At 65.0% G+C, this 20,924-nt stretch carries 21 protein-coding genes; 13 read left to right on the top strand and 8 right to left on the bottom strand.

Annotation, left to right across the window (positions count from 1 at the left end; genetic code table 11):
* The 8 genes from RBH22_RS15960 to RBH22_RS15995 form a co-directional block, all read left to right on the top strand.
* On the top strand, positions 1-636 hold a 636-nt coding region (locus tag RBH22_RS15960), incomplete at its 5' end, for a transporter substrate-binding protein (RefSeq protein WP_306678185.1).
* A 24-nt stretch (positions 637-660) separates the two neighbouring features.
* Positions 661-1,557 (top strand): branched-chain amino acid ABC transporter permease, encoded by an 897-nt coding sequence (locus RBH22_RS15965; protein WP_306678187.1) that lies wholly within the window; start codon positions 661-663, stop codon positions 1,555-1,557.
* Position 1,558: 1 nt separating this feature from the next.
* Positions 1,559-2,587, top strand: coding sequence for a branched-chain amino acid ABC transporter permease (locus RBH22_RS15970; RefSeq protein ID WP_256546124.1), 1,029 nt, complete (start codon positions 1,559-1,561; stop codon positions 2,585-2,587).
* Positions 2,580-3,344, top strand: a complete 765-nt coding sequence (locus RBH22_RS15975; protein WP_256546125.1) for an ABC transporter ATP-binding protein — start codon at positions 2,580-2,582, stop codon at positions 3,342-3,344. The genes RBH22_RS15970 and RBH22_RS15975 overlap by 8 nt, the downstream gene beginning before the upstream one ends.
* Positions 3,337-4,041: an ABC transporter ATP-binding protein gene (locus RBH22_RS15980; protein ID WP_256546126.1), complete on the top strand. Its 705-nt coding sequence runs from the start codon at positions 3,337-3,339 to the stop codon at positions 4,039-4,041. The genes RBH22_RS15975 and RBH22_RS15980 overlap by 8 nt, the downstream gene beginning before the upstream one ends.
* Positions 4,042-4,142: 101 nt before the next feature.
* Complete coding sequence (gene uvrB, locus RBH22_RS15985) at positions 4,143-6,317, top strand: excinuclease ABC subunit UvrB (protein ID WP_306678191.1); 2,175 nt, start codon at positions 4,143-4,145, stop codon at positions 6,315-6,317.
* Between the two features lie 346 nt (positions 6,318-6,663).
* On the top strand, positions 6,664-7,776 hold the full coding sequence (locus RBH22_RS15990) for a sulfite exporter TauE/SafE family protein (protein ID WP_306678193.1): 1,113 nt from the start codon (positions 6,664-6,666) through the stop codon (positions 7,774-7,776).
* Position 7,777: 1 nt separating this feature from the next.
* Positions 7,778-8,221, top strand: a complete 444-nt coding sequence (locus RBH22_RS15995) for a universal stress protein (protein ID WP_256546129.1) — start codon at positions 7,778-7,780, stop codon at positions 8,219-8,221.
* Positions 8,222-8,266: 45 nt separating this feature from the next.
* Here the strand turns inward: RBH22_RS15995 and RBH22_RS16000 are convergent, their stop codons facing one another.
* From RBH22_RS16000 to RBH22_RS16010, 3 genes are all read right to left on the bottom strand, one after another.
* The gene (locus RBH22_RS16000) at positions 8,267-8,419 is read right to left on the bottom strand and encodes a hypothetical protein (protein ID WP_158547650.1); all 153 of its coding nucleotides are present in this window, start codon (positions 8,417-8,419) and stop codon (positions 8,267-8,269) included.
* A 71-nt stretch (positions 8,420-8,490) separates the two neighbouring features.
* Positions 8,491-8,637: a hypothetical protein gene (locus RBH22_RS16005; protein WP_199723004.1), complete on the bottom strand. Its 147-nt coding sequence runs from the start codon at positions 8,635-8,637 to the stop codon at positions 8,491-8,493.
* Positions 8,638-8,744: 107 nt separating this feature from the next.
* On the bottom strand, positions 8,745-9,920 hold the full coding sequence (locus RBH22_RS16010) for an SPFH domain-containing protein (RefSeq protein ID WP_306678196.1): 1,176 nt from the start codon (positions 9,918-9,920) through the stop codon (positions 8,745-8,747).
* Between the two features lie 143 nt (positions 9,921-10,063).
* On the opposite strand from RBH22_RS16010, the gene RBH22_RS16015 reads away from it, so the two are divergent.
* Positions 10,064-10,273, top strand: a complete 210-nt coding sequence (locus tag RBH22_RS16015; protein ID WP_256546131.1) for a hypothetical protein — start codon at positions 10,064-10,066, stop codon at positions 10,271-10,273.
* 20 nt (positions 10,274-10,293) lie between these two features.
* Here RBH22_RS16015 and RBH22_RS16020 read toward each other — a convergent pair whose 3' ends face one another.
* The gene (locus RBH22_RS16020) at positions 10,294-10,902 is read right to left on the bottom strand and encodes a hypothetical protein (protein WP_306678199.1); all 609 of its coding nucleotides are present in this window, start codon (positions 10,900-10,902) and stop codon (positions 10,294-10,296) included.
* A gap of 88 nt (positions 10,903-10,990) precedes the next feature.
* Between RBH22_RS16020 and RBH22_RS16025 the strand changes: the two genes are divergently transcribed.
* A complete protein-coding gene (locus RBH22_RS16025; RefSeq protein WP_306678201.1) occupies positions 10,991-11,518 on the top strand; it encodes a 2'-5' RNA ligase family protein in 528 nt (175 codons plus the stop codon).
* A gap of 24 nt (positions 11,519-11,542) precedes the next feature.
* On the opposite strand, the gene RBH22_RS16030 is transcribed toward RBH22_RS16025, so the two are convergent.
* The 3 genes from RBH22_RS16030 to RBH22_RS16040 form a co-directional block, all read right to left on the bottom strand.
* Positions 11,543-12,913 carry a cytochrome P450 gene (locus tag RBH22_RS16030; protein ID WP_306678203.1) on the bottom strand — a complete coding sequence of 457 codons (1,371 nt, stop codon included), beginning with the start codon at positions 12,911-12,913 and terminating at the stop codon, positions 11,543-11,545.
* An 83-nt stretch (positions 12,914-12,996) separates the two neighbouring features.
* Complete coding sequence (locus RBH22_RS16035) at positions 12,997-15,174, bottom strand: ATP-dependent DNA helicase (RefSeq protein ID WP_306678206.1); 2,178 nt, start codon at positions 15,172-15,174, stop codon at positions 12,997-12,999.
* An 85-nt stretch (positions 15,175-15,259) separates the two neighbouring features.
* The gene (locus tag RBH22_RS16040) at positions 15,260-15,808 is read right to left on the bottom strand and encodes an OsmC family protein (RefSeq protein ID WP_256288529.1); all 549 of its coding nucleotides are present in this window, start codon (positions 15,806-15,808) and stop codon (positions 15,260-15,262) included.
* Positions 15,809-16,072: 264 nt separating this feature from the next.
* On the opposite strand from RBH22_RS16040, the gene RBH22_RS16045 reads away from it, so the two are divergent.
* From RBH22_RS16045 to ppk1, 3 genes are all read left to right on the top strand, one after another.
* The gene (locus RBH22_RS16045; protein ID WP_256546135.1) at positions 16,073-16,528 is read left to right on the top strand and encodes a DUF6789 family protein; all 456 of its coding nucleotides are present in this window, start codon (positions 16,073-16,075) and stop codon (positions 16,526-16,528) included.
* A gap of 141 nt (positions 16,529-16,669) precedes the next feature.
* Entirely contained in the window at positions 16,670-17,371 is a 702-nt protein-coding gene (locus RBH22_RS16050; protein WP_306678209.1) for a metallophosphoesterase family protein, read from the top strand.
* A complete protein-coding gene (ppk1, locus tag RBH22_RS16055; protein ID WP_306678211.1) occupies positions 17,361-19,862 on the top strand; it encodes a polyphosphate kinase 1 in 2,502 nt (833 codons plus the stop codon). The genes RBH22_RS16050 and ppk1 overlap by 11 nt, the downstream gene beginning before the upstream one ends.
* A 157-nt stretch (positions 19,863-20,019) precedes the next feature.
* Here ppk1 and argF read toward each other — a convergent pair whose 3' ends face one another.
* Positions 20,020-20,919 carry an ornithine carbamoyltransferase gene (gene argF, locus RBH22_RS16060; RefSeq protein ID WP_256288525.1) on the bottom strand — a complete coding sequence of 300 codons (900 nt, stop codon included), beginning with the start codon at positions 20,917-20,919 and terminating at the stop codon, positions 20,020-20,022.
* Positions 20,920-20,924 lie beyond the last annotated feature (5 nt).

Raw genomic sequence — 20,924 nt, forward strand, 5'->3', positions numbered from 1 at the left:
GTTCAGGAGAACGGCGGCTCGATCGTCGCCGAGGACTACGTACCGCTCGGCTTCACCGACTGGGGCTCGAAGCTCAGCGACATCCAGTCCTCCGGCGCCGACGCAGTGTACTTCACCACGGTCGGGACGAGTATGGTCGAGATGCTGAATCAGGCCGGCTCGGTCGGACTGATAGACGAGATGGTCTGGGCCGGCAACATTATGAGCGAACAGGAGGCTATCGCCGCCGGCGATGCCGCCGACGGTGTCCTGACCTCCGCACCGTACTTCACGAGCCTCGACGGGGAAGCCAACGACGAATACATTTCGAGCTACGAGGAGGCGTACGGCACTGATACGACGCCGAATTTCGTAGCGGAGGCGTCGTACTTCGGGCCGCACCTGATGGCCAACGCGTTGACCGAACACGCACCTAGTGCCTCGTCCGGCGCGGAGGTCAAAGCCGCGCTGGAGAATCCTATTTCGATGGACGCACCGCAGGGAACCGTCTCGATGGATCCGGCAACACACCACGCGACGCTGCAATCGCGCGTTGGCGAGTTCGACGCCGAGAGCGGAGCGTTCGAAGTCCTGACCGAATTCGGCCAGATCGAACCGTACGGGATCACAGTCGCAGAGGGCTGTCTGGACGTCTAAGTCACACCCATCATTCGGCACATCATGATCTCAACATTAGCAACAACCATTCCGTTACAGTTGGCCGATCGGGTACTGATATCGCTCACGTCGATCTCGGGGCTGATCCTCGTCGCCTCCGGATTGACGATCATCTTCGGCCTGATGGGGGTGCTTAACCTCGCACACGGCGCGCTGATGATGGTTGGAGCGTACACCGCATACGCCGTCCAGAGCGCCGGCTTCTCCCCGTGGCTCAGCATCGTGATCGCGCCCCTCGTCGTGGGGCTCGTCGGCGTCGCGATGGAGGTCACTCTCATCCGACGACTCTACGACCGGCCGCTCGACACCCTCTTGGCCACGTGGGGCGTCGCGATCGTGCTGCAGGAGGCCGTGACGATCGCGTTCGGAACGTCACAAAAGAGCGTCGCGCCCCCGATGGAGGGTTCGATCTCTCTGCTCGGCGTGACCTACCCTATCCATTGGGCGTTCATCATCGTGGTGGCCGTCGTGGTGATGGCGATCACGATCGGACTGTTCGCCTACACCGACATCGGGATTATGGCGCTCGCCGTGATTCAGGACCGCGAGATGGCTGCGGCTGTCGGCATCAACACGCGCGTCTCCGACCGGACGACGTTCGCGTTCGGCTCCGCGCTGGCGGGGCTGTCCGGCGCGATTATGGCCCCACTCCTGAGTGTCAACTCGACGATGGGAATTTCCTGGCTCGCCGACTCCTTCCTCGTCGTTATCGTCGGCGGGATCGGGACCTTCACAGGAACCATCGCCGGCGGGGTTCTCCTCGGTGGACTCGACAACCTGTTCCGGACAGTCATCTCCGGGTACACTTCGATCGCGCAAGCTGCCGTGCTGTTGGTCGCACTGATCATCATCCGCTACCGACCGCAGGGGCTCGTCCCCACGACGGGGGGTGGTGAGTGAGATGGCGACGAAAGACGCTGCGGTCCATCTGAAGACGCCGTCGTCGGTCGCGAAGATCGTCGGACTCCTCGCGCTCGTCGCGCTCCCGCTTTTCGTCTCGGAGTACCAGGTTTCGACGTGGTCGACGTACCTCACGTTCGCCCTGCTCGCGCTCTCGATCGACCTCGTGTGGGGCTACACCGGCCTGTTGACGCTCGGCCACGCCGCGTTCTTCGGTGTCGGCGCGTACGTCACCGCGAAACTGTTGAAAGAGGTGCCCGTGGTCCCCGACATCGCCGTCGTGTTCATCGTCGCCCCCGTGGTGGCGGCACTGCTAACGCTCGCTTTGGGCTGGTTCCTCTTCAGCGCCGACGTGAAGGGGTCGTACTTCGCGATCACGACCCTCATCGTCTCGATAATCTTCGAGAGCATCGCCGGGGAGTTCGTGGGCTTCCTCGGCGGCTTCAACGGGATCTACGGGATTCCGTCGATACAGGTCGTCGGCGTGGAGCTAACCGCCACGATGAGTTACTACCTCGCACTCGGCGTCCTCGTGGGGTCGTACCTGTTTCTCAATACCCTCGTAGATTCGGCGTTCGGCCGCGTCCTGCGCGGGATTCGTGGGAATCAGGAACGGACCGAGTTCTTCGGCTACGACACACAGCAGTACCGGCTCATCATATTCACTCTGAGCGGTGTTATGGCTGGCGTCGCAGGCAGTATGTACGCGACCATCGACGGCTTCGTCTCGCCGCCGCTCTTGGGCTTCGTGCTCTCGACGCAGGTGGTCATCTGGATCGCTGTCGGCGGCCGTGGCACCCTCATCGGGGCGGTGTTCGGGGCGCTGTTGATCCAATACCTCAACTCCACGCTGAGCGACGTGCTGATCAACTACTGGGAGATGGGCCTCGCACTGCTGTTCATCGCCGTCGTGATCGGTGCGCCTCGTGGAATCGTCGGGCTCCTCTCCGATATTGTCGAGGGAGTCCAGGCGACCCTCGTGTCCACGAGCAGAAACGAGATCGGCGCGGGAGGTGAGGTCGATGACTGAGATCGAACCGCTGTTACAGGCCGAGGGACTGACGAAGCGGTTCGGCGAGTTCACCGCGGTCAACGACGTCGACTTCACTGTCCAGCCGAACGAGACGAAGGCACTGATCGGACCCAATGGAGCCGGTAAGACGACCTTCCAGAACCTTCTGACCGGGAAGCTCTCGGCAACCGAGGGGACAATCACGTTCGACGGGGAAGACGTCACGTCCGTGCCGCCGCACGAGCGCGCCCAGCGCGGAATTATTCGCAAGTACCAGATCACGAGCGTCTACGAGGACGAGACCGTAATCGAGAATATGCGACTGGCGTTCCGATCGCGGGCATCGTCGCCGTGGAAGCTGCTGCGAACGCACGACGACAGCGACATCCGCGATCGGATCGAGGAACTGCTGGAGATCGCGAACCTGAACGACAAACAGGACACGATGGTCGGAACGCTCTCGCACGGCGAGAAACAGTGGCTCGAGATCGTTATGGCCGTCGGCGCAGAGCCAGAACTCCTGCTCCTCGACGAGCCAACGTCCGGGATCAGTGTCGGCGAGACGAACGACACCGTCGACCTCATCAAGGAGATCAGGGAGACGGAGAACGTCGCGATCGTCGTCATCGAACACGATATGGATTTCATCAGAAAAGTTTCCGAGAGCATCACCGTCCTCGATCGCGGCGAAATCATCGCCAGCGGCACGATCGACGAGATCGAGAGAAACGAGACCGTCCAGCAGATCTACCTCGGGGAGGCGGCCGATGCTTAGGACCTCGGACGTGCAGATCGGCTACGGCGAGAGTACGGTGGTCTGGAACGTCGATGTCAAGGTCGAGACCGACCAGATCGTCGCCGTCCTCGGTCGCAACGGGGTCGGAAAGACGACGTTGCTTCGGGGAATAATGGGACTGAACGATCTCCAGGGCGGCCACGTGTTCCTCGACGGCGAGAACATCTCGACGCTGAAGCCGTTCGAGATGGCGGCGAAAGGCGTCGGATACGTCCCGCAATCCCGAGACATCTTCGGGGCGATTTCCGTGGAGAACAACATCCGGCTCGGGAGTGCCAGCGGCGATCAGTTGCTCCTGAAGGGAGAGGTTCCGGAGTACATCTACGAGTACTTCCCGGCACTCAAAGAGAAGGCCGACGCCAAGGGGGGCACGCTGAGCGGTGGACAGAAACAGCAACTGGCGATCGCCCGGGCGCTCAACGCCGATCCGAGTCATCTGTTGCTCGACGAGCCATCGGAGGGGATCCAGCCCTCGATCGTCCACGAGATCGGCGAACAGCTCAAGCGGATCCGCGACAACCGCGGCATCTCGGTGCTCATCGTCGAACAGAACCTGAACCTCGCGTTGGCGGTCGCCGATTACTGTTACGTCCTCGAAACGGGACGAGTCGTCGAGCAGGGGACGCCCGAGGAGATCGAAGCCTCCGGTGCCGTCGAAGAGTACCTTTCCGTATAGGCCGGGGCAAAACGGCGCACCCTCGTTTCTTGTGTAATCGCGATCGCGACGAACTGCGCCGACCGACCGTCTCAAGTGACTCAACCCCTAATAGCGCCCCAATGAGCGATACCTCCGGGTCGAGTCCGCTCTCGCCCGACAGACCGGCGGCGGATCGGGAGTTCAGGGTCGACGCCCCGTTCGATCCCGCAGGCGACCAGCCCGAAGCCATCGAGCAACTGGCGTCGGGCTTCGAGTCCGGAATGGACAAACAGACGCTGCTCGGCGTCACTGGCTCGGGCAAGACGAACACGGTCTCGTGGACCATCGAGGAGCTCCAGCAGCCGACGCTGGTCATCGCCCACAACAAGACGCTCGCCGCCCAACTGTACGAGGAGTTTCGCAATCTGTTCCCGGACAACGCGGTCGAGTACTTCGTCTCCTACTACGACTACTACCAGCCGGAGGCCTACGTCGAACAGACCGACACCTACATCGACAAGGATATGTCGATCAACGAGGAGATCGACCGGCTCCGACACTCCGCGACGCGGTCGCTGCTTACCCGCGACGACGTCATCGTCGTCGCGAGCGTCTCGGCGATCTACGGCCTCGGTGACCCGTCGAACTACACCGAGATGGCGCTTCGGGTCGAGCTCGGGGACCGACTCGACCGCGACGACCTGCTGGCGCGCCTCGTCGACCTGAACTACGAGCGCAACGACGTCGACTTCCAGCAGGGGACGTTCCGCGTCCGCGGCGACACCGTCGAAGTGTACCCGATGTACGGCCGCTACGCCGTCCGCATCGAGTTCTGGGGCGACGAGGTCGACCGCCTGACGAAACTGGATCCCCTGACCGGCGAGGTCGTCTCCGAGGAGCCGGCCGTCCTCGTGCACCCCGCAGAGCACTACTCGATCCCCGAGGAGAAGTTAGCGGAGGCGATCGCGGAGATCGAGGAGCTGATGGACGAGCGCGTCCGGTACTTCGAGCGACAGGGCGACCTCGTCGCCGCCCAGCGGATCGAGGAGCGCACCACCTTCGACATCGAGATGCTGCAGGAGACGGGCTACTGCTCGGGCATCGAGAACTACTCGGTGCATATGTCCGATCGGGACTCCGGAGAGCCGCCGTACACGCTGCTCGATTACTTCCCGGACGACTTTCTCACCGTCGTCGACGAGTCCCACCAGACGCTCCCGCAGATCCGCGGGCAGTTCGCCGGCGACAAGTCGCGAAAGGACTCGCTCGTCGAGAACGGTTTCCGGCTCCCGACGGCGTACGACAACCGGCCGCTGACGTTCGAGGAGTTCGAGGAGAAGACCGACCGGACGCTCTACGTGTCGGCGACGCCCGGCGACTACGAGCGGGAGCACTCCGAGCAGATCGTCGAACAGATCGTGCGCCCGACGCACCTGGTCGACCCCGAAATCGAGGTCGCGGACGCGACCGGGCAGGTCGACGACCTCTTGGATCGGGTCGACGAGCGCATCGAGAACGACGAGCGCGTGCTGGTCACGACGCTCACGAAGCGGATGGCCGAGGACCTCACCGAGTTCCTCGAAGAGTCCGGCGTCGACGTGGCGTATATGCACGACGAGACCGACACGCTGGAGCGCCACGAACTGGTTCGGGACCTCAGACTGGGGAACATCGACGTACTCGTCGGGATCAACCTCCTCCGGGAGGGCCTGGACATCCCCGAGGTCTCACTCGTCGCCATCCTCGACGCCGACCAGGAGGGATTCCTCCGCTCGGAGACGACGCTCGTGCAGACGATGGGACGCGCCGCGCGAAACGTCGAGGGCGAAGTCGTCCTCTACGCCGACGAGACGACCGACTCGATGCAGTCGGCGATCGAGGAGACGCGTCGCCGACGGCAGATCCAGCGCGAGTACAACGAGGAGCACGGCTTCGAGCCGAAGACGATCGAGAAAGCGATCGGCGAGACGAACCTCCCCGGGAGCGGCGGGAGCAGCGGCGAGTCGACGAGCGACGAGCCGGCCGACGAGTCGGAAGCGCGCGAGCGGATCGCCTACCTGGAAGACCGGATGCAGGAGGCCGCAGACAACCTCGAATTCGAGCTCGCAGCCGACATCCGCGATCGGATCCGGACACTTAGACAGGAGTTCGGGATCGCCGAGGACGACGAACGCGACGGTCGCGAAGAGGGTGTCGACCCCGGCGACGACCCGCTCGACGGAGTGCCAGTGGGCGACGATGCACTCGGTGGCGTGCCACCCGGCGAGGACGCGATCGGAGACCGCCAGGACGACCCGTCGGCCGACGATCGCTGACCTGACGCGGGTCGCGACGACGGGGCAAGGATGGGCGAAGCGCCGCACGCCACACGTCCCCACGGCGAGTTCGAACCTCAAGATTTATTCCTCGGTCGTCGCTATCCGGCGGCTACGATGATGTTCGACGACGCGGTTGCCCGAATCGATCACAACTTCCGCCGCGATACGCGGGGGGGCATTACGTAGATGTCCCGCGCGCTCGACCGTTCGTCGCTCGAGTCGACGTTCGACCGCTGTCAGCACACGGACTCCGTCAGCGCAGCACCGCACCGGTCGATAGCCCTTCGTTCTTCCGTCGATCCGGTCGTATCTCCTGTCGACAACTAACCTCCAAACGAAACCAATGACATCAGTGTCCTACAGTCGTGTCCAGCGGTCGTTCCTGCGCTATCAGCACATCTTCGTGTTCCTCGCGCCCCTCGCGTTCATCGTCGGGGTCCTGCTCAGCGCGCCGACGCCGGCCGAGACCGGCATCGGAAATATGTTCGAGGGCCCGTGGATGGACTACTGGCTCGAGTACTGGTGGCTGTTCCCGGCGTTCCTGCTGGGGGCCACTATCGTGAACACGGTCGGGATCAGCGGTTCGGCGCTTTTCGTCCCGTTCCTCATCTTCATCTTCCCGCTGGCCGCGAACCCGCTGGAGCCGGAGACGATCGTAAAGGTCGGGCTGATCAGCGAGGCGTTCGGGCTGTCGAGTTCCGCCATCGCGTTCATCCAGTACGGACTCGTCGACCGACGCCTGGCGCTTACGCTCGTCGGCGGCGCGATTCCCTTCGTCGTCGGCGGCGCGCTCCTGTCGTTCGTCATCCCCGAACCGCTCTTCCACGGGCTGCTCGGAATCGCGCTGCTCGCAGCGTCGTATCTACTGTTCAAGGCCGACCTCGACCACGAGGGCGAGAGCACCGACGCCGACCACGACGACGCCGCCGCGACCGACGGCGGCCAGGCCGAACTGCCGGACGACGCCGGGAAGCTCGGCCCCGCCGGCGTCCACACCGACGAAGAAGGGACCGTGACCCGCGTCGACCGCGAGGGCGACGACTACCGCTACACGCGCGGCGGCTATCTCCGCCGCTTCGCTAACTACAGCATCGGGGGTATGTTCCAGGGGCTGGCCGGCTTCGGCGTCGGCGAACTCGGGATCATCTCGATGCTCGGCACCAAGGTCCCGGTCCGCGTCGCTATCGGGACGAACCACATCGTCGTGGCGCTGACGGCCATCCTGGCCTCGCTGGTCCACGTGTTCGGCGGCGGCCTCGTCGGCGGGCACAGCCTGAGTCTCGCCTCGACGCCGTGGAATATGGTCGTCTTCACCGTCCCGGCGACGGTGACCGGCGGCCAGATCGCGCCCTACGTCTCGAACGCGCTCAGCACGTCGACGATCAAGGCGTTCGTCGGCGGCCTGTTCGCGATCATCTCGGTTGCGCTGTTCCTGATGGCGGCGGGGGTGGCCTGAGATGTACGAGACGGTGCTGCTTCCGACCGACGGCAGCGACGCGTCGCTGGCGGCGGCGACGCACGCGGGATCGCTCGCACAGACCAACGAGGCGACTGTCCGCGTCGTGTCGGTCGCCGACAGTCGAAACCGCTTCGAGAGCCCGAGCAGCGGGCTCGCACCCGAAGCGTGGGAGGAAGCCGAGCGCGACCGCGCCGAGGCAGCTATCGACGAGACCGTCGAGTACCTCCCCGACGACGTCGACGTCGAGCGGTCGGTCGTGATGGGAATCCCGCAAGACGAGATCCTCGATCAGATCCAGCGAGCGGACGCCGACGTCGTCGTGATGGGGACCCACAGCCGGTCGGGGATCGACCGCTACCTGGTCGGCAGCGTCACCGAGCGAGTGATGCGTCACGCGTCGGTGCCGGTGCTGACCGTTCGGGACGACGACCCGGACGCGTAAGCGGAAAACAGCTCTCAGTCGATGCGGTGCTGATACTGTCGGACGCTATTTCTGCTCGCCGACAGCGTTCGCGGACGTGTCGGCGCGGCGTGAGCGGTACAGATTGACGACGAGCCCTGCGACGAAGGCGAGCAGGCCCGCGCCGAGCAGCCACAGTACGCTGGGGTGTTCGAGTCCCAGATGTAGCGGAGTTACCATCGGACGGATATGGCTGGAGAAGCCACCTAACTGCTTCTATTCGATCAGAGCACGCGAGTGCGAACGCGAAACTATCGTTCGACGGCGTCGACGCGCATCTCGATATAGCGCCGTGGCCACTCGAGGAGATGCCGCTTCAGCCGACTCAGAGGGGAGTTCTCTGGCGTCGGGGGCGTTGCCTCGCCGCGGGGAACTGCCGGACCGCGTTCGTGGCTCATGCTAACACATACTTTCGGTCGTCGGATAATTGTAACGATTGTTCGTGTTGTCTGGATGAGAAGTCGCGACCGCGACCCCGACGGGGCCGAGAAGACCTCTGTCTGCGTTATTGGCTCTCGTACGCGCCGTCGAGATTCAGGTCGACCTCGGTCTCGGCCGCGCCGTCGCCGCGCTCGGGGAGCTCGCCGACCGATTCGACGGCTTCGATGTCGGAGACGCCCGCGACGATCTCTTCTACGTCGTCGATGCCGAGGAGGTCCCGGGTCTCCGCGTCGAAGTCGAGACTCTCCAGAGCGGCCGACTCCTGCATATCGGAGTCGGTGAGGCCGCGCCCGTACCGGCCGAGGAGGCTCGTGAGTTCCTGCGGGAGGACGTACGTCGTCGACGGCGACGTGCCGATGTTCGTGAGCGTCTCCAGCCCGCGGTCGATAATCGCGCGCTCGCCCATCGACTCGGCGGCCCGCGCTCGGAGGACCGTCGCGACCGCGTCACCCTGTGCTTCCAGGATCTGACTCTGCTTTTCACCCTGGGCGCGGATGATGTTCGCCTGCTTCGCACCCTCCGCCGTCTCGATGGCGGAGCGTCGTTCGCCCTGCGCTTCCAGGATCATCGCGCGGCGGCGACGCTCGGCGGACGTCTGCTGTTCCATCGCGTTCTCGACGTCCGCGCTCGGCTTGACCGTCCGCACCTCGACGCTCTCGACGCGGATGCCCCACTCGTCGGTCGGTTCGTCGAGTTCCTCGTTGATCCGGCGGTTGATCTTCTCTCTCTCTGAGAGGGTCTCGTCGAGTTCCATGTCGCCCAGAACCGCACGCAACGTCGTCTGTGCGAGGTTCGAGACCGCGCGTTCGTAGTCGTCGACTTCCAGGAATGCCCGTTTCGCGTCCATCACGCGGATGTAGACGACGGCGTCGGCGGTCACCGGCGAGTTGTCGCGCGTGATCGCCTCTTGCTTGGGGACGTCGAACGTCTGCGTCCGGAGGTCGAAGGGGTACGTCTTCGAGATGAACGGCGGGATCACGTTGAGTCCGGGGTCGAGCAGTCGTCGGTACTCTCCGAACACCGTCAGCACGCGGCGCTCGTAGGCGTTGACGATCTCGACCGTGCTGTACACCGTCGCGATCGCGAGCACGAGGACCACGAGACCGACGACCGTCACCGGATCCCCGCCGAAGAGGGCGAAGGCGACGAGGACGGCGGCGACAACGCCCACAGTGGGGACCACCCAGCCGGGAAGGCCGCGGGCGGAGAGCCGGCCGAGTTCGCGGAAGAGGTTCGCCATAGAAGACATTGTGACGGAGTCACATTAAGGGTGTCCCGGACAGTGGGCACGGAGCAGCAGCGACAGAGCGCGGTCGAGAGAGGAAGTCGAGAACGACGTCACCGCGCCCGAAGGCACTTCAGGATGGCCAAGAGAGGGAGAGTATGCGCTTACCGAGCCCCGGCACCGACCGCGGAGAATTAGAAGTCGAAGACCTGCTGAAGGTCGTGCTCGTCCTCGTCGTGATCTGGCTCGTGCTGGAAGTCGTCGGCGGCATCCTCGGGATTCTCGCTGAACTTCTGGGTCCGCTGCGACCGTTCCTGGGACTCGCCATCGTCGTGCTGATCGTGCTGTGGCTGCTCGATCGGATCTAATACGCTCGAAAACCGCACTCTCACGGGCAATCGGCCTCGTCGACGCCCTGGCGGTCGGGACCCTGGTCGATGGTTCGTGTCGCCGCTGTATCGAGATTCACGAGCAGCACTCGCCCGCCGTAGCCGTGCGTCTGGTCGTGACCGCGGACGACGACGCAGGTCACGTCCTCGGGGATTGCGATGGTTTCAGAGCGCGTGAACGGTTGTTGGGAGTGTGCGTGGAGCAGTTCCCGGCGGCCCAGTCGCGTCCCGTCGAGACGCTCGATCTGCCACCAGTTCGCGTAGCCGTCTTCGCCGGCGTCGTCGTGATGGAGCGTCACGTCGAACGTGTAGGACCCCGCCTGGCCCTCGAAACTGACACCGACGACGTTCGCCTCTCGGAGATCGAGGGGCGACTCGTCCGTCGACTCGGAGCCGTCATCGTCGGTCGTTCCAGTCTCACTGGCCGGCCCGTCGGTGGCAGTGGTCGACCCAGTCGTGCTGTTCGACCCGGCCGTGACGCCATTCGGTCCGTCGCCACTGTCGGCCCCGTTCGACTGCTCGCTACATCCGGCCAGCACTCCACCGACGAACACGCTCGCCGCCCCGGCGAGAAGGCGACGTCTGGCGAGCGTTGGACAGCGATTCATACGACTCTGTTGATCGGTCCGACACAAAACGCTCCGGTAGGCGGGTCGCTCCCGACGGCTTCTTGCCCGCTGGCGCCGACGCTCGACCGTGTTCAGTCTGAACGTCCCGGTCCCGGGGCAGGTCGACCGCCTCGCCTCGGAGTTGCATCCGAAACTCACGCGGTTCGAGCGGATCCGCGAGCGGCACACGCTGCTCGCGAAGCGCTTCGACACCGCACTCGACGACGACGCCGACTCGCTCCCGCGGCTCCGCGAGCGGCTCCGGCCGATTCTTCGGGAGCGCAGGGGTGGTCACTCCGGAATCGATCTCCGAGTGACCGGGCTTGATTACTTCGAGACGCCGCCGCGAGGCCCCGGCCCGGTCGTCTACCTCACCGTCGAGAGCCCGGACCTCCACGCGCTGCATCGCCGACTCTGTGAGTCGTTCGGCACTGTCGAAGGGATGGAGGGAGAGGGGTACGTCCCGCACGTGACGCTCGCTCGCGGGGGTCGCATCGCGGACGCCGCCGACCTCGTCGGTCGCACGGAGATCGAACCGGTCGCGTGGACGACGAACGAGGTCCAGATCTGGGACTCGCGCTATCGGGAGCCCGCGGCGCGGATTCCGTTACGGTGACCGCGCCGGGCTACCGCGGACCGCTCAGCGGGGCGTGAGCCGCATCCCCATCGGCTCCTCGGGGTGCATCGTCAGCGATCCGCGGAGCTCGAACGGCCGGTCGCGAACGTAGTCGAGTTCGTACTCCTGAGCGACGGTGCCGAGGATGAGTTTCGCCTCCAGCATCGAGAGGTGCTTGCCGATGCAGTGACGCGGGCCGCCGCCGAACGGGAAGTACGCGAATCGCGGCCGCTCGCGCCGGCGCTCCGGCAGCCAGCGGTCGGGGTCGAACGTCTCGGGGTCGTCGTACCACCGCTCGGATCGATGGACCGCCCACTGCGACAGCATCACCGCCGAGCCGCTCGGAATCCGATACCCGCCGAGTTCGACGTCGACCTGCGGCTCTCGGAAAATGACGTACACCGGCGGATAGAGCCGCATCGCCTCCTGTAACACGCGTTCGAGGTAGTCGAGTTGCCGCACGTCCGCGGCCGTCGGCGGCGCGTCGCCGCAGACCGCGGCGAGTTCCTCGTGGACCCGCGCCTCCGCCTCGGGGTGTTGTGAGAGGAGATACCACGTGTACGTCAGCGTCAGCGCCGTCGTGTCGTGACCCGCGAGCAGCATCGTCATCAGTTCGTCTCTGAGTTGCTGGTCGGACTGCTCGCCGCGCTGTTTCGCGCGCAGCAGGATCGACAGCAGGTCCATCGGCTCGTCGGCGTCGCCGACGATGTCGGAGGCGGGGTCGACGTCGGGGTCGTGTTCGGTGCCGCGCCGCTCGGCGACGACGTCGTCGAGAATCTCCTCTAAGATACGGACGGATTCGTGGTACTCGCGGTTCTCTCGTGTCGGGACCCAGTCGGGGACGAGGAATCGCAGCGGGTCGGGCTCGAAGCGCTTCCCGAGCGGTTCGAGGTTCTCTTGGACCAGTTCGGTTTGCTCGTCGGTCAGCTGCGAGCCGAACATCGCCTCGACGATGATCCGAACGGTCACGCGCGCCATTTCGAGGTGGACGTCGCGGACCTCGCCCGCCTCCCAGTCGTCAAGCATCGTCTGGGCGTGACGGGAGATCACGTCGCCGAGCGCCGAAATGCGCTTCGGGCCGAAGGCGGGCTGGGCGAGTTGGCGCTGTTTGCGCCACGTCTCGCCCTCACTGAGCAGCAGCCCATCGCCGAGCAGCGTGCCGATGGCGTCGTCCTGGAAGTCCGGTTTGTGGTACTTCGCGTCCTCGGTCACCAGCACCCGCTCGATGTCCGCGGGATTCGTGACCATATACGTCTCGATCGGCCCGAGGTCGAAGCGCGCCACGTCGCCGTAGGCGTCCGCGACGCTCGTGAGAAACGTGAAGGGGTCCCGCGCGTACTGGCGGCTGTTCCCGAAGACCGGTACGCCCGCGGGTCCAGGGGGCTGAGTTCGCATCGGAGTCTAGTTGGTCTCCAACGATATCAGCCGTTCGGCCGATCAGGCGTCGGGGCGCGTGGGTGGTTCGCGTGAGGCCAGGGCTACGGCCGCGGTGGCTCGCCCGGGTAGGCGTCGAGGTCGGCGTAGAAGTTCAACATCGCGAATTTCAACTTCTCGGGGTCGACGTCGACGAGTTCGGCGCGCTCCTCTGGGGGAAAGCTCCCGCGGACGCCGTACTTCCCCATATCGGCGCTCGCGCGGGTGTAGCGCTTGTCGACGAGCAGCCGGACGCCGTAGTCGTCGGGGGCGCGGATGACCCGGCCGAGCGCCTGTCTCGTCTTCCGGATCGTCGGGATCTCGACCGCGTAGCGCCAGCCCGCTTCGCGCCGGTCGGCGTAGGCGCGGTCGTAGGCGTCCTGTATCGCCTCCATCCGTTCTGAGAGGTGCGGATACGGCACGCCGACGACGGCGACCGTCCGGGCGTCGTCGCCGTCGAAGCTCACGCCCTCTGCGAGCGTCCCCCACAGCGACGTGCAGAGAATCGCGTCGTCCCCGCCGACGAACGATTGGCGCATCGACTCGGTCTCGACGCCCGGTTCGTCGAGGAGGAGCCGACTCGTCACGTCGGCGCGGTTCCGCAGGCGGTCGTGATACCGCTCGGCCTCGGCGTAGGAGGGGAAAAACAGGAGCACGTTCCCCGGCGTGAAGCGCGTCGCGTCGGCCAGTACGTCCGCGACCGCAGACTGCGTGTTGGGGTCGCTCCGCTCGGAACTGAAAAGCGCCGGCGCTTCGACCGCGAGCGTCCGCCGGCGGTCCTCGGGATATTCGAGGCCGTAGGCCATCGTCGCCGGATCCGAGAGGCCGAGCACGTCTTCGATCACGTCGAAGGGGCGCAGCGTCGCCGACATCAGGATGCTCGCGTTGACCTCCTCGAACAGCGTCTCGGTCACCTCCCGCGGGATGCAGGTGTACAGTTCCGCGCGCCCGTACACCTCCTCGGTCCCGGCGTCGCGCCGCACCGAACACATCGGGTGCTGGCCGAGTTTCCCGCCGTCGGCCATCCACGCCGCGATGAACTCCGCGGCCTGCAGCGTCTGACATTCCGAGCGCGTCGTCGCCTGCCCGTTCTTGTACGCTTCCTCGTACTCCCTGTCGAGCGCCCGCCCGAGTTGGAGCGCCAGATCCACTTCTGCGTCGATGCCGCGGCCCTCGTAGCGGTCGAGAAACGCCAGCGTCAGGTCGTCGCGGCGGTCGCTGTTGGCGATCGTGAGATCGTGCCAGTCGTCGCCGACCTGCTCGCGCTCCCCGAAGCCGAGCGCGTCGTCGTAGGTCGCTCTGAGCGCGCCGAGGAACGCCGAGAGGACGTTCTCGGCCGGTTGCGCCCGCGAGTCGTCGGCGTCTTCCAGTTCCGAGAGCGCCTCTTCGAGCGTGTTTTCGGTCAGTGTCCGACTCGCGTGGTCGCGCGCGGCCGACTCGATGTTGTGAGCCTCGTCGAAGACGGTGACGACGTCTTCTGGATCGCGACCGAGCCACCGGAAGAACTGCTCGCGGATCGCGGGGTCCAGCAGGTGGTGGTAGTTGCAGACCACCAGATCGACCGCCTCCATCCCCTCTTTGAGGAGTTCGTAGCCGCAGAGCTGTCGTTGGTCCGCGTACTCGTAGATCTCTTCTGGGGTTCGAACGTCCTCGAAGAGCCACTCGAAGAACTCGTCGGTGTTGCCGACGAGGTTGTTGTAGTAGTGCTCACAGACGTTGCCGTCCCGTAGCTCTTCGAGTTCGGATTCGACGGCGTCGAGTTCGTCCGTCACCGTGTTTCTGGCCTCGCCAGCGCCGTCTTCGCCCTCGCGGATCCGATCCAAGAGCGCCTCGGCCTGCTGGTTCAGTTCGGCGCGCTCGGTTTCCTTCTCGACGAGCGTCCGCGTAGTGTCGCGAAGCGTCTGACACTCCTGGTACTCGACGTCGATGTGACACATCGACGATTTGCCCTTGAACACGACCGCGCGGAGCGGTTCCTCCCGCGTGATTGCGCGGGCGTCCTCGACGAACTGGCGCATCTGCTGGTGGACGTTGGTAGTGATGACCACCGTCTTGTCCGTCCGGCGGGCGTACTCAAGCGCCGGCACGAGCGCCGAGAGCGTCTTGCCCGTCCCCGGAGCACCCTCTAACAGAACGTCGCGTTCGTCGTCCAGCGCCTCGGCGATTTCGGCCATCGCAGAGCGCTGATTCGGATACGGCTCCTCGTAGGGGAAGAACCGCTCGTACTCGCCGGTCGTCGACACAGGGGTCTCTCCGCCCTCCTGAGATTAAAAGCCTCGGACGGGGGAAGAGACGTGTCCGTGTGCTTCGCGTGGCGGCGCGGGCGGCTTACTCGAACTGAAGATCGAAGTCGAGTGCGACCTCGTTCGTCACGTTGTCGTACAGCGGGGAAGTCGCCGTGACTTCGTCGTGTAGTTCCTGGAGCTCCGCTTCCGACGCGTCGGCGTCGATATGCGTCGTCGCGCGGATCTCGTCGTAGCCCGGTCGGACGTCGTCGCTCAGACCGAGGAATCCACGGAGGTCGATGTCGCCCTCGAACTCGAAGGAGAGGTCCTCGATCTGGATGCCGTGCGCCGCCGCGTGCCCCGCATACGTCACGGCCAGACACGAACCGATCGCGGCGAGGAGGTGCTCGACGGCGTTGGGACCGGCCCGCTCGCCGAGGAGCGCTTCGGGTTCGTCGCCAGTAATCGTGAACTCCGGCGACTCGACCGTCGTCCCGTCCTGCTCGAAGTCGCTGATGTGCGTTTCACTCGCAAATCCACCAGTCCACTCCGTTTCTGCCCGGAACGTGAACGACGCCGAATCAGGGTCTTCCGCAGCCGCTTCGATCAGGTTTTCGAGCTCGTCGGTGTCTAGGCCATTTACTACAGTCATTTTTCTTCTACACAATACTATCTGTGGGCTAGCTTATAACGGGAAGGAAACGGTTCTCAACGGTGGCCGGATATTACTCGTAGCAAATATTGATTTTTCTCACTTGTAGTGTAGTTGTACTACAAGATTGCAGATACCGACAGAAATCTGTAGGCTCGATAGTTCTGTGCTGTTTGTTTCCATACCACATATTTCTATCGGCCCAGTGCGTCCGGATCGCGCGGCCGGGATGCCATTATTCGGGAGTATGCGGTCGTCTCTGCTATGGCGACAGACACCGCCACCCAGACGACAGCACAGACCGAAACGAACGAGTGGCAGTACGGCGTCGTCGCCGGCGTCGTCGCCGCGATCGTGATGGGCGGGCTGATGGCGATGCAGATGCGGCCCGTGCTCGAAGTCGCGATCCCCTCGATGTACTTCCTGACGGGCGGGCTCGCGGGGTTCACGATCCACGTCGCCCACGGTGCGGTCCTCGGCGTCGTCTTCGCCGCGATCGCGTCGACGCAGGCAGATCTGACGATCGCAAAGAGCACCGCGCTCGGCGTGGGGTACGGCGTCGTGCTCTGGATCGTACTCGCGGTCCTCGTGATGCCAATCTGGCTCTCCGTGGTCGGGTCGGCCGCGAATCCGCCGCTCCCGAACGTGAGCGTAATGAGTCTCGTCGGTCACGTGGTCTACGGCGTCGTGCTCGGCGGAGCCTACGCGGCGCTTCGGTGAGCGGCCGCGCCCCGTCACCGCTGTTGGCCCCGCTCGGACGCGTCGACCACGCTCCGAGAGCGTCGAATACCCATTTCTCAATAGCAGTACGTACCGATCTTAGCACGTCTTAAAGTCGATCGAGCGTCTCTATTCGAGGGAATGCCGCTATCATTCGCCCCCGACGTCGCCGATCAACACCGGCGGATAGATCCGACGGAGTGGGACGACGTCTACGTCGTCGGCGACGTCCACGGGTGCCGAGAGACGCTCGATCAGCTCGTCGGCGCGGTTGGTCTGTCGGCGGACGACCTGTTCGTCTTCGTCGGCGACCTCGTCCGAAAAGGTCCCGACAGCGCCGGCGTCGTCGAGCGCGTGCGGGCGGCCGAGAATATGCTCTCGGTCCGCGGCAACAACGAGGAACAGGTCCTCCGCGGGGAGGCGACGCTGCCGGAACTCGACGAAGCGGCGCGCGAGTGGATCCGGTCGCTCCCGGTCGCGATCAGTTGGGACGGCGCACTCGTCGTCCACGGCGGCGTCTATCCCGACGTGCCGCTGGCCGAACACACGGTCGATGACCTCCAGACCGCGCGAGCGACCGTCCCGGGCGGCGGCTACGACGGCCCGTTCTGGTACGACTCCTACGAGGGACCGCCGCGCGTGTTTTTCGGTCACACCGTACTCGAGGAACCGCTCGTGAGGGCGTGGAGCGTCGGGCTCGATACCGGCTGCGTCTACGGCGGGTCGCTGACGGCGTACCGCCTCGGCGACGACTCCATCCACCGCGTCCCGGCTCAACAAACGGGGCTCGAACGACCCGACTCGAAGGTCGCCTCGACGGCGCACGAGAAGAATGTCAGATAGTCACAACTCCACCGAAGACGGCGATCCGAAGGCGAAAAGCGCAGACGAAACCAGCCCGGCCGCGGACGTCGACAGCGAGGCCGGCCCCGCTCGCGACGTCGAAGCGAACGACGGGACCGGTTCAGGGATCGAGGACGACGCAGCAGGGATCGGGGATACAGCGGCGACTGAGGACGACACACCGACGACCGCGACCGACGACGAGGCGGCGTCGTCGGCGTCGGACATCCCCGAGCCGGTCACGCTCGGCCCGACCGAGTGGGCGACCGACGCGCCGGCACGAACGCCGCCGCTGGCCGACGAGGAGCCGACCGGCTCCTTCGACGACGAGAGCTGGTATCTCAACCGGGAGCTCTCGGAGCTGAGTTTCCAGTGGCGGGTGCTCTACGAGGCGTTAGACGGGCGCCAGCCACCGCTGTACCGACTCCGGTTCCTCTCGATTCTGACGCGGAACCTCGACGAGTTCTTTATGAAGCGGATCGGCGGGCTGAAACAGCAGATCGACGCCGGCGTCACCACGTCCACGGTCGACGGCCGCTCGCCCAAAGAGCAGTGGCGCGAGTCCCTCGAAATGGCGTCGGACCTGGTCGAGACGCAGGCGCGGTGTTATCAGAACGCAGTTCAGCCTGAACTCGAGGACGCAGGCATCGAAATCATCGGAGCGGCGGGGTTGACCGACGAGGAGTCAGATCGACTCCGCTCGTACTTCGAGTCCTCGGTCCTGCCGACGCTGACGCCGCTGACGTTCGATCCGGCGCATCCGTTCCCGTTCATCTCCAATCTGTCGCTGTCGCTCGCGGTGCTCACCCGCGACGACGAGGGCGAAGAGCGCTTCTCCCGGATCAAGGTGCCCGCGAATCTGCCCCGGCTGATCCCCCTTTTCGACGTCGGGACGCCCGTCGACGAGATCGAGGGCGACCCGCGCGGCCGCTACATCCCGATCGAGGAGGTCATCGCGGCGAACCTCGACCTCCTGTTTCCGAACGTCGAGGTCACCCACTACACGACGTTCCGCGTGACGCGGAACGCGGAGGTGCGGCGCAACGAGGACGTCGCGGAGGGGCTGATCGAACAGATCGAAGACGTCCTCCGACAGCGGCGGTTCGCGACGATCGTCCGCCTGGAGATCGCAGACGGTGCGGCCGACCGCATCCGAGAGCTGTTGGTCAGACACCTCGACATCACCGAGGACGAGGTGTTCGAGGTTTGCTCGCCGCTGGCGTTGCGCGACTTCGACGATATGGTCGATCTCGACGCACCCTCGCTCAAGCTGCGGCCGTGGACGCCACAGCAGCACCCGCGGTTCGCCAAACTGGACCCGGACCGCCCCGACGAACTGTTCGAGGCGATCCGCGAGAAGCCCGCGCTCGTGCATCACCCCTATCATACCTTCGACGACACCGTCCAGGCGTTCCTCGACGCGGCCGCACACGACTCGGACACGCTGGCGATCAAAGCCGCGATCTACCGCACCGCACCCGACTCGCGCGTGCTCCGGAGCCTCATCGACGCCGCGAAGAACGGCAAGCAGGTCGCCGTGATGGTCGAACTGAAAGCCCGCTTCGACGAGGAGAACAACCTCCGCTGGGTCAAGCGCCTCGAGGAGGAGGGGATCCACGTCGCCTACGGCTCGATCGACCTGAAGACCCACAGCAAGGTCGCGCTGGCGGTCAGACAGGAGAACGACGACGTCCGCATCTACTCCCACGTCGCGACCGGGAACTATCACTCGGGGACGGCGAAGGGATACGTCGATCTCGGCCTGTTCACGGCCGATCCGGACGTCGGACAGGACATCGTCCGCCTGTTCAACTCCTTCACTGGCCACTCCCGACAGCAGGAGTACCGAAAGCTGCTGGTCGCCCCCGAGACGCTTCGATCGCGCATCTGTGAACTCATCGACCGCGAGATCGAACACGCCGAGGCGGGCGACGGCGGCCGGATCATCGCGAAGATGAACGCGCTGGAAGACCCCGGCATCGTCGAAAAACTGTACGAGGCCGGCGACGCGGGCGTCGACATCGACCTGTTCGTCCGCGACATCTGTCGGCTCCGCCCGGGCGTCGACGGGGCGACCGAGTCGATCAAGGTCCACAGCATCGTCGGTCGGTTCCTCGAACACTCGCGGATCTTCAAGTTCGGGAACGCCGGCGATCCCGCGTACTTCGTCGGCTCGGCCGACTGGATGACGCGGAACTTAGATCGCCGCATCGAAGCGGTTGCGCCGGTCGAAGATCCGGATCTACAGGCCGAACTCGACGAGATTCTCTCGGTGATGCTCTCGGACAACCGCCGGCGCTGGGTGATGCAATCGGATGGCAGTTACGTACAGCAGCGCCCCGGTGAGGAACCCGTCCGCGACACACAGGAGATCCTGATGGAGCGCGCACGGGCGCGCGACCCTGGAGAGTCGCGCAACCCCGAGCGCGAACCGCGTCGCGAACCCAACGTCGACCTCGACGAGGTCTACACCGACGAGAGCGAACTCTGATCGGTTTCGCGAGCGCTTCACGGACGGGGAACCGATAGGGATTCTCGTAACTGTTCGGAGTTCTCGCCGTACCGTCCGGCGAGAAATCTATGGAGACGTACGATAATCCCTATGAGAAGCAGCACAGAAGAACGCACCGAGCCTCGAACGCGCCGAACTACGCGTCCAGCAGTTCGACGAGCAGGCCCTTCTGGGCGTGCAGGCGGTTCTCCGCCTGGTCCCAGACGAGAGCCCGATCGGACTCTAAGACCTCGTCAGTGATCTCCTCGCCGCGGTGGGCGGGGAGACAGTGCATCACCTGCGCGTCGGAGTCTGCGAGCAGCGACTCGTTCACCTGATAGCCGTCGAAGGCAGCCAGTTTCTCGTGGCGCTGGTCCTCTTGGCCCATCGAGATCCAGACGTCGGTGTAAACGACGTCGGCGTCGTCGACGGCGTCTTTCGGGTCGTCGACGACCGTCGGCGCGTGACCGATCTCTTCGGCCTGTTCGAGCACCGCGTCGTCCATCCCGTAGTTCTCCGGCGTCGCGACCGTCAGATCCAGGCCGACCATCGCGGCCCCGATCACGAACGACTGGCCGACGTTGTTGCCGTCGCCGACCCACGCCGCCTGCACGCCGTCGAAGCCGTCGAAGGCCTCCTCGATCGTCAGCAGATCGGCGAGCGTCTGGCAGGGGTGGGCGTCGTCGGTGAGGCCGTTGACGATCGGCACGTCGGAGTACTCGGCGATTTCGAGCAGGTCTTCGTGGTCGAACAGCCGCGCCATCACAGCGTCGACGTACCGCGAGAGGACGCGCGAGGTGTCCGAGAGCGGTTCGCCGTGACCGAGCTGGATGTCGTCGGGCCCGAGGAAGATGGCGTGGCCGCCGAGCTGGGTCATCCCGGTCTCGAAGGAGATCCGGGTTCTGGTGCTCGGCTTCTCGAAGAGCATCCCCAGCGTCTGGTCGGGCAGTTGGGTGTCGTCCTCGCCGGCTTTGATGGCCGCGGCACGGTCGAGAACGGTGTGCAGTTCGTCCGTCGAGAGGTCGTCGATGTCGAGGAAGTGGTCGGTTTCGAGCATCCGGA

It is taken from the genome of Halobellus sp. H-GB7, assembly GCF_030848585.1.
Classification (GTDB): domain Archaea; phylum Halobacteriota; class Halobacteria; order Halobacteriales; family Haloferacaceae; genus Haloquadratum; species Haloquadratum inordinatus.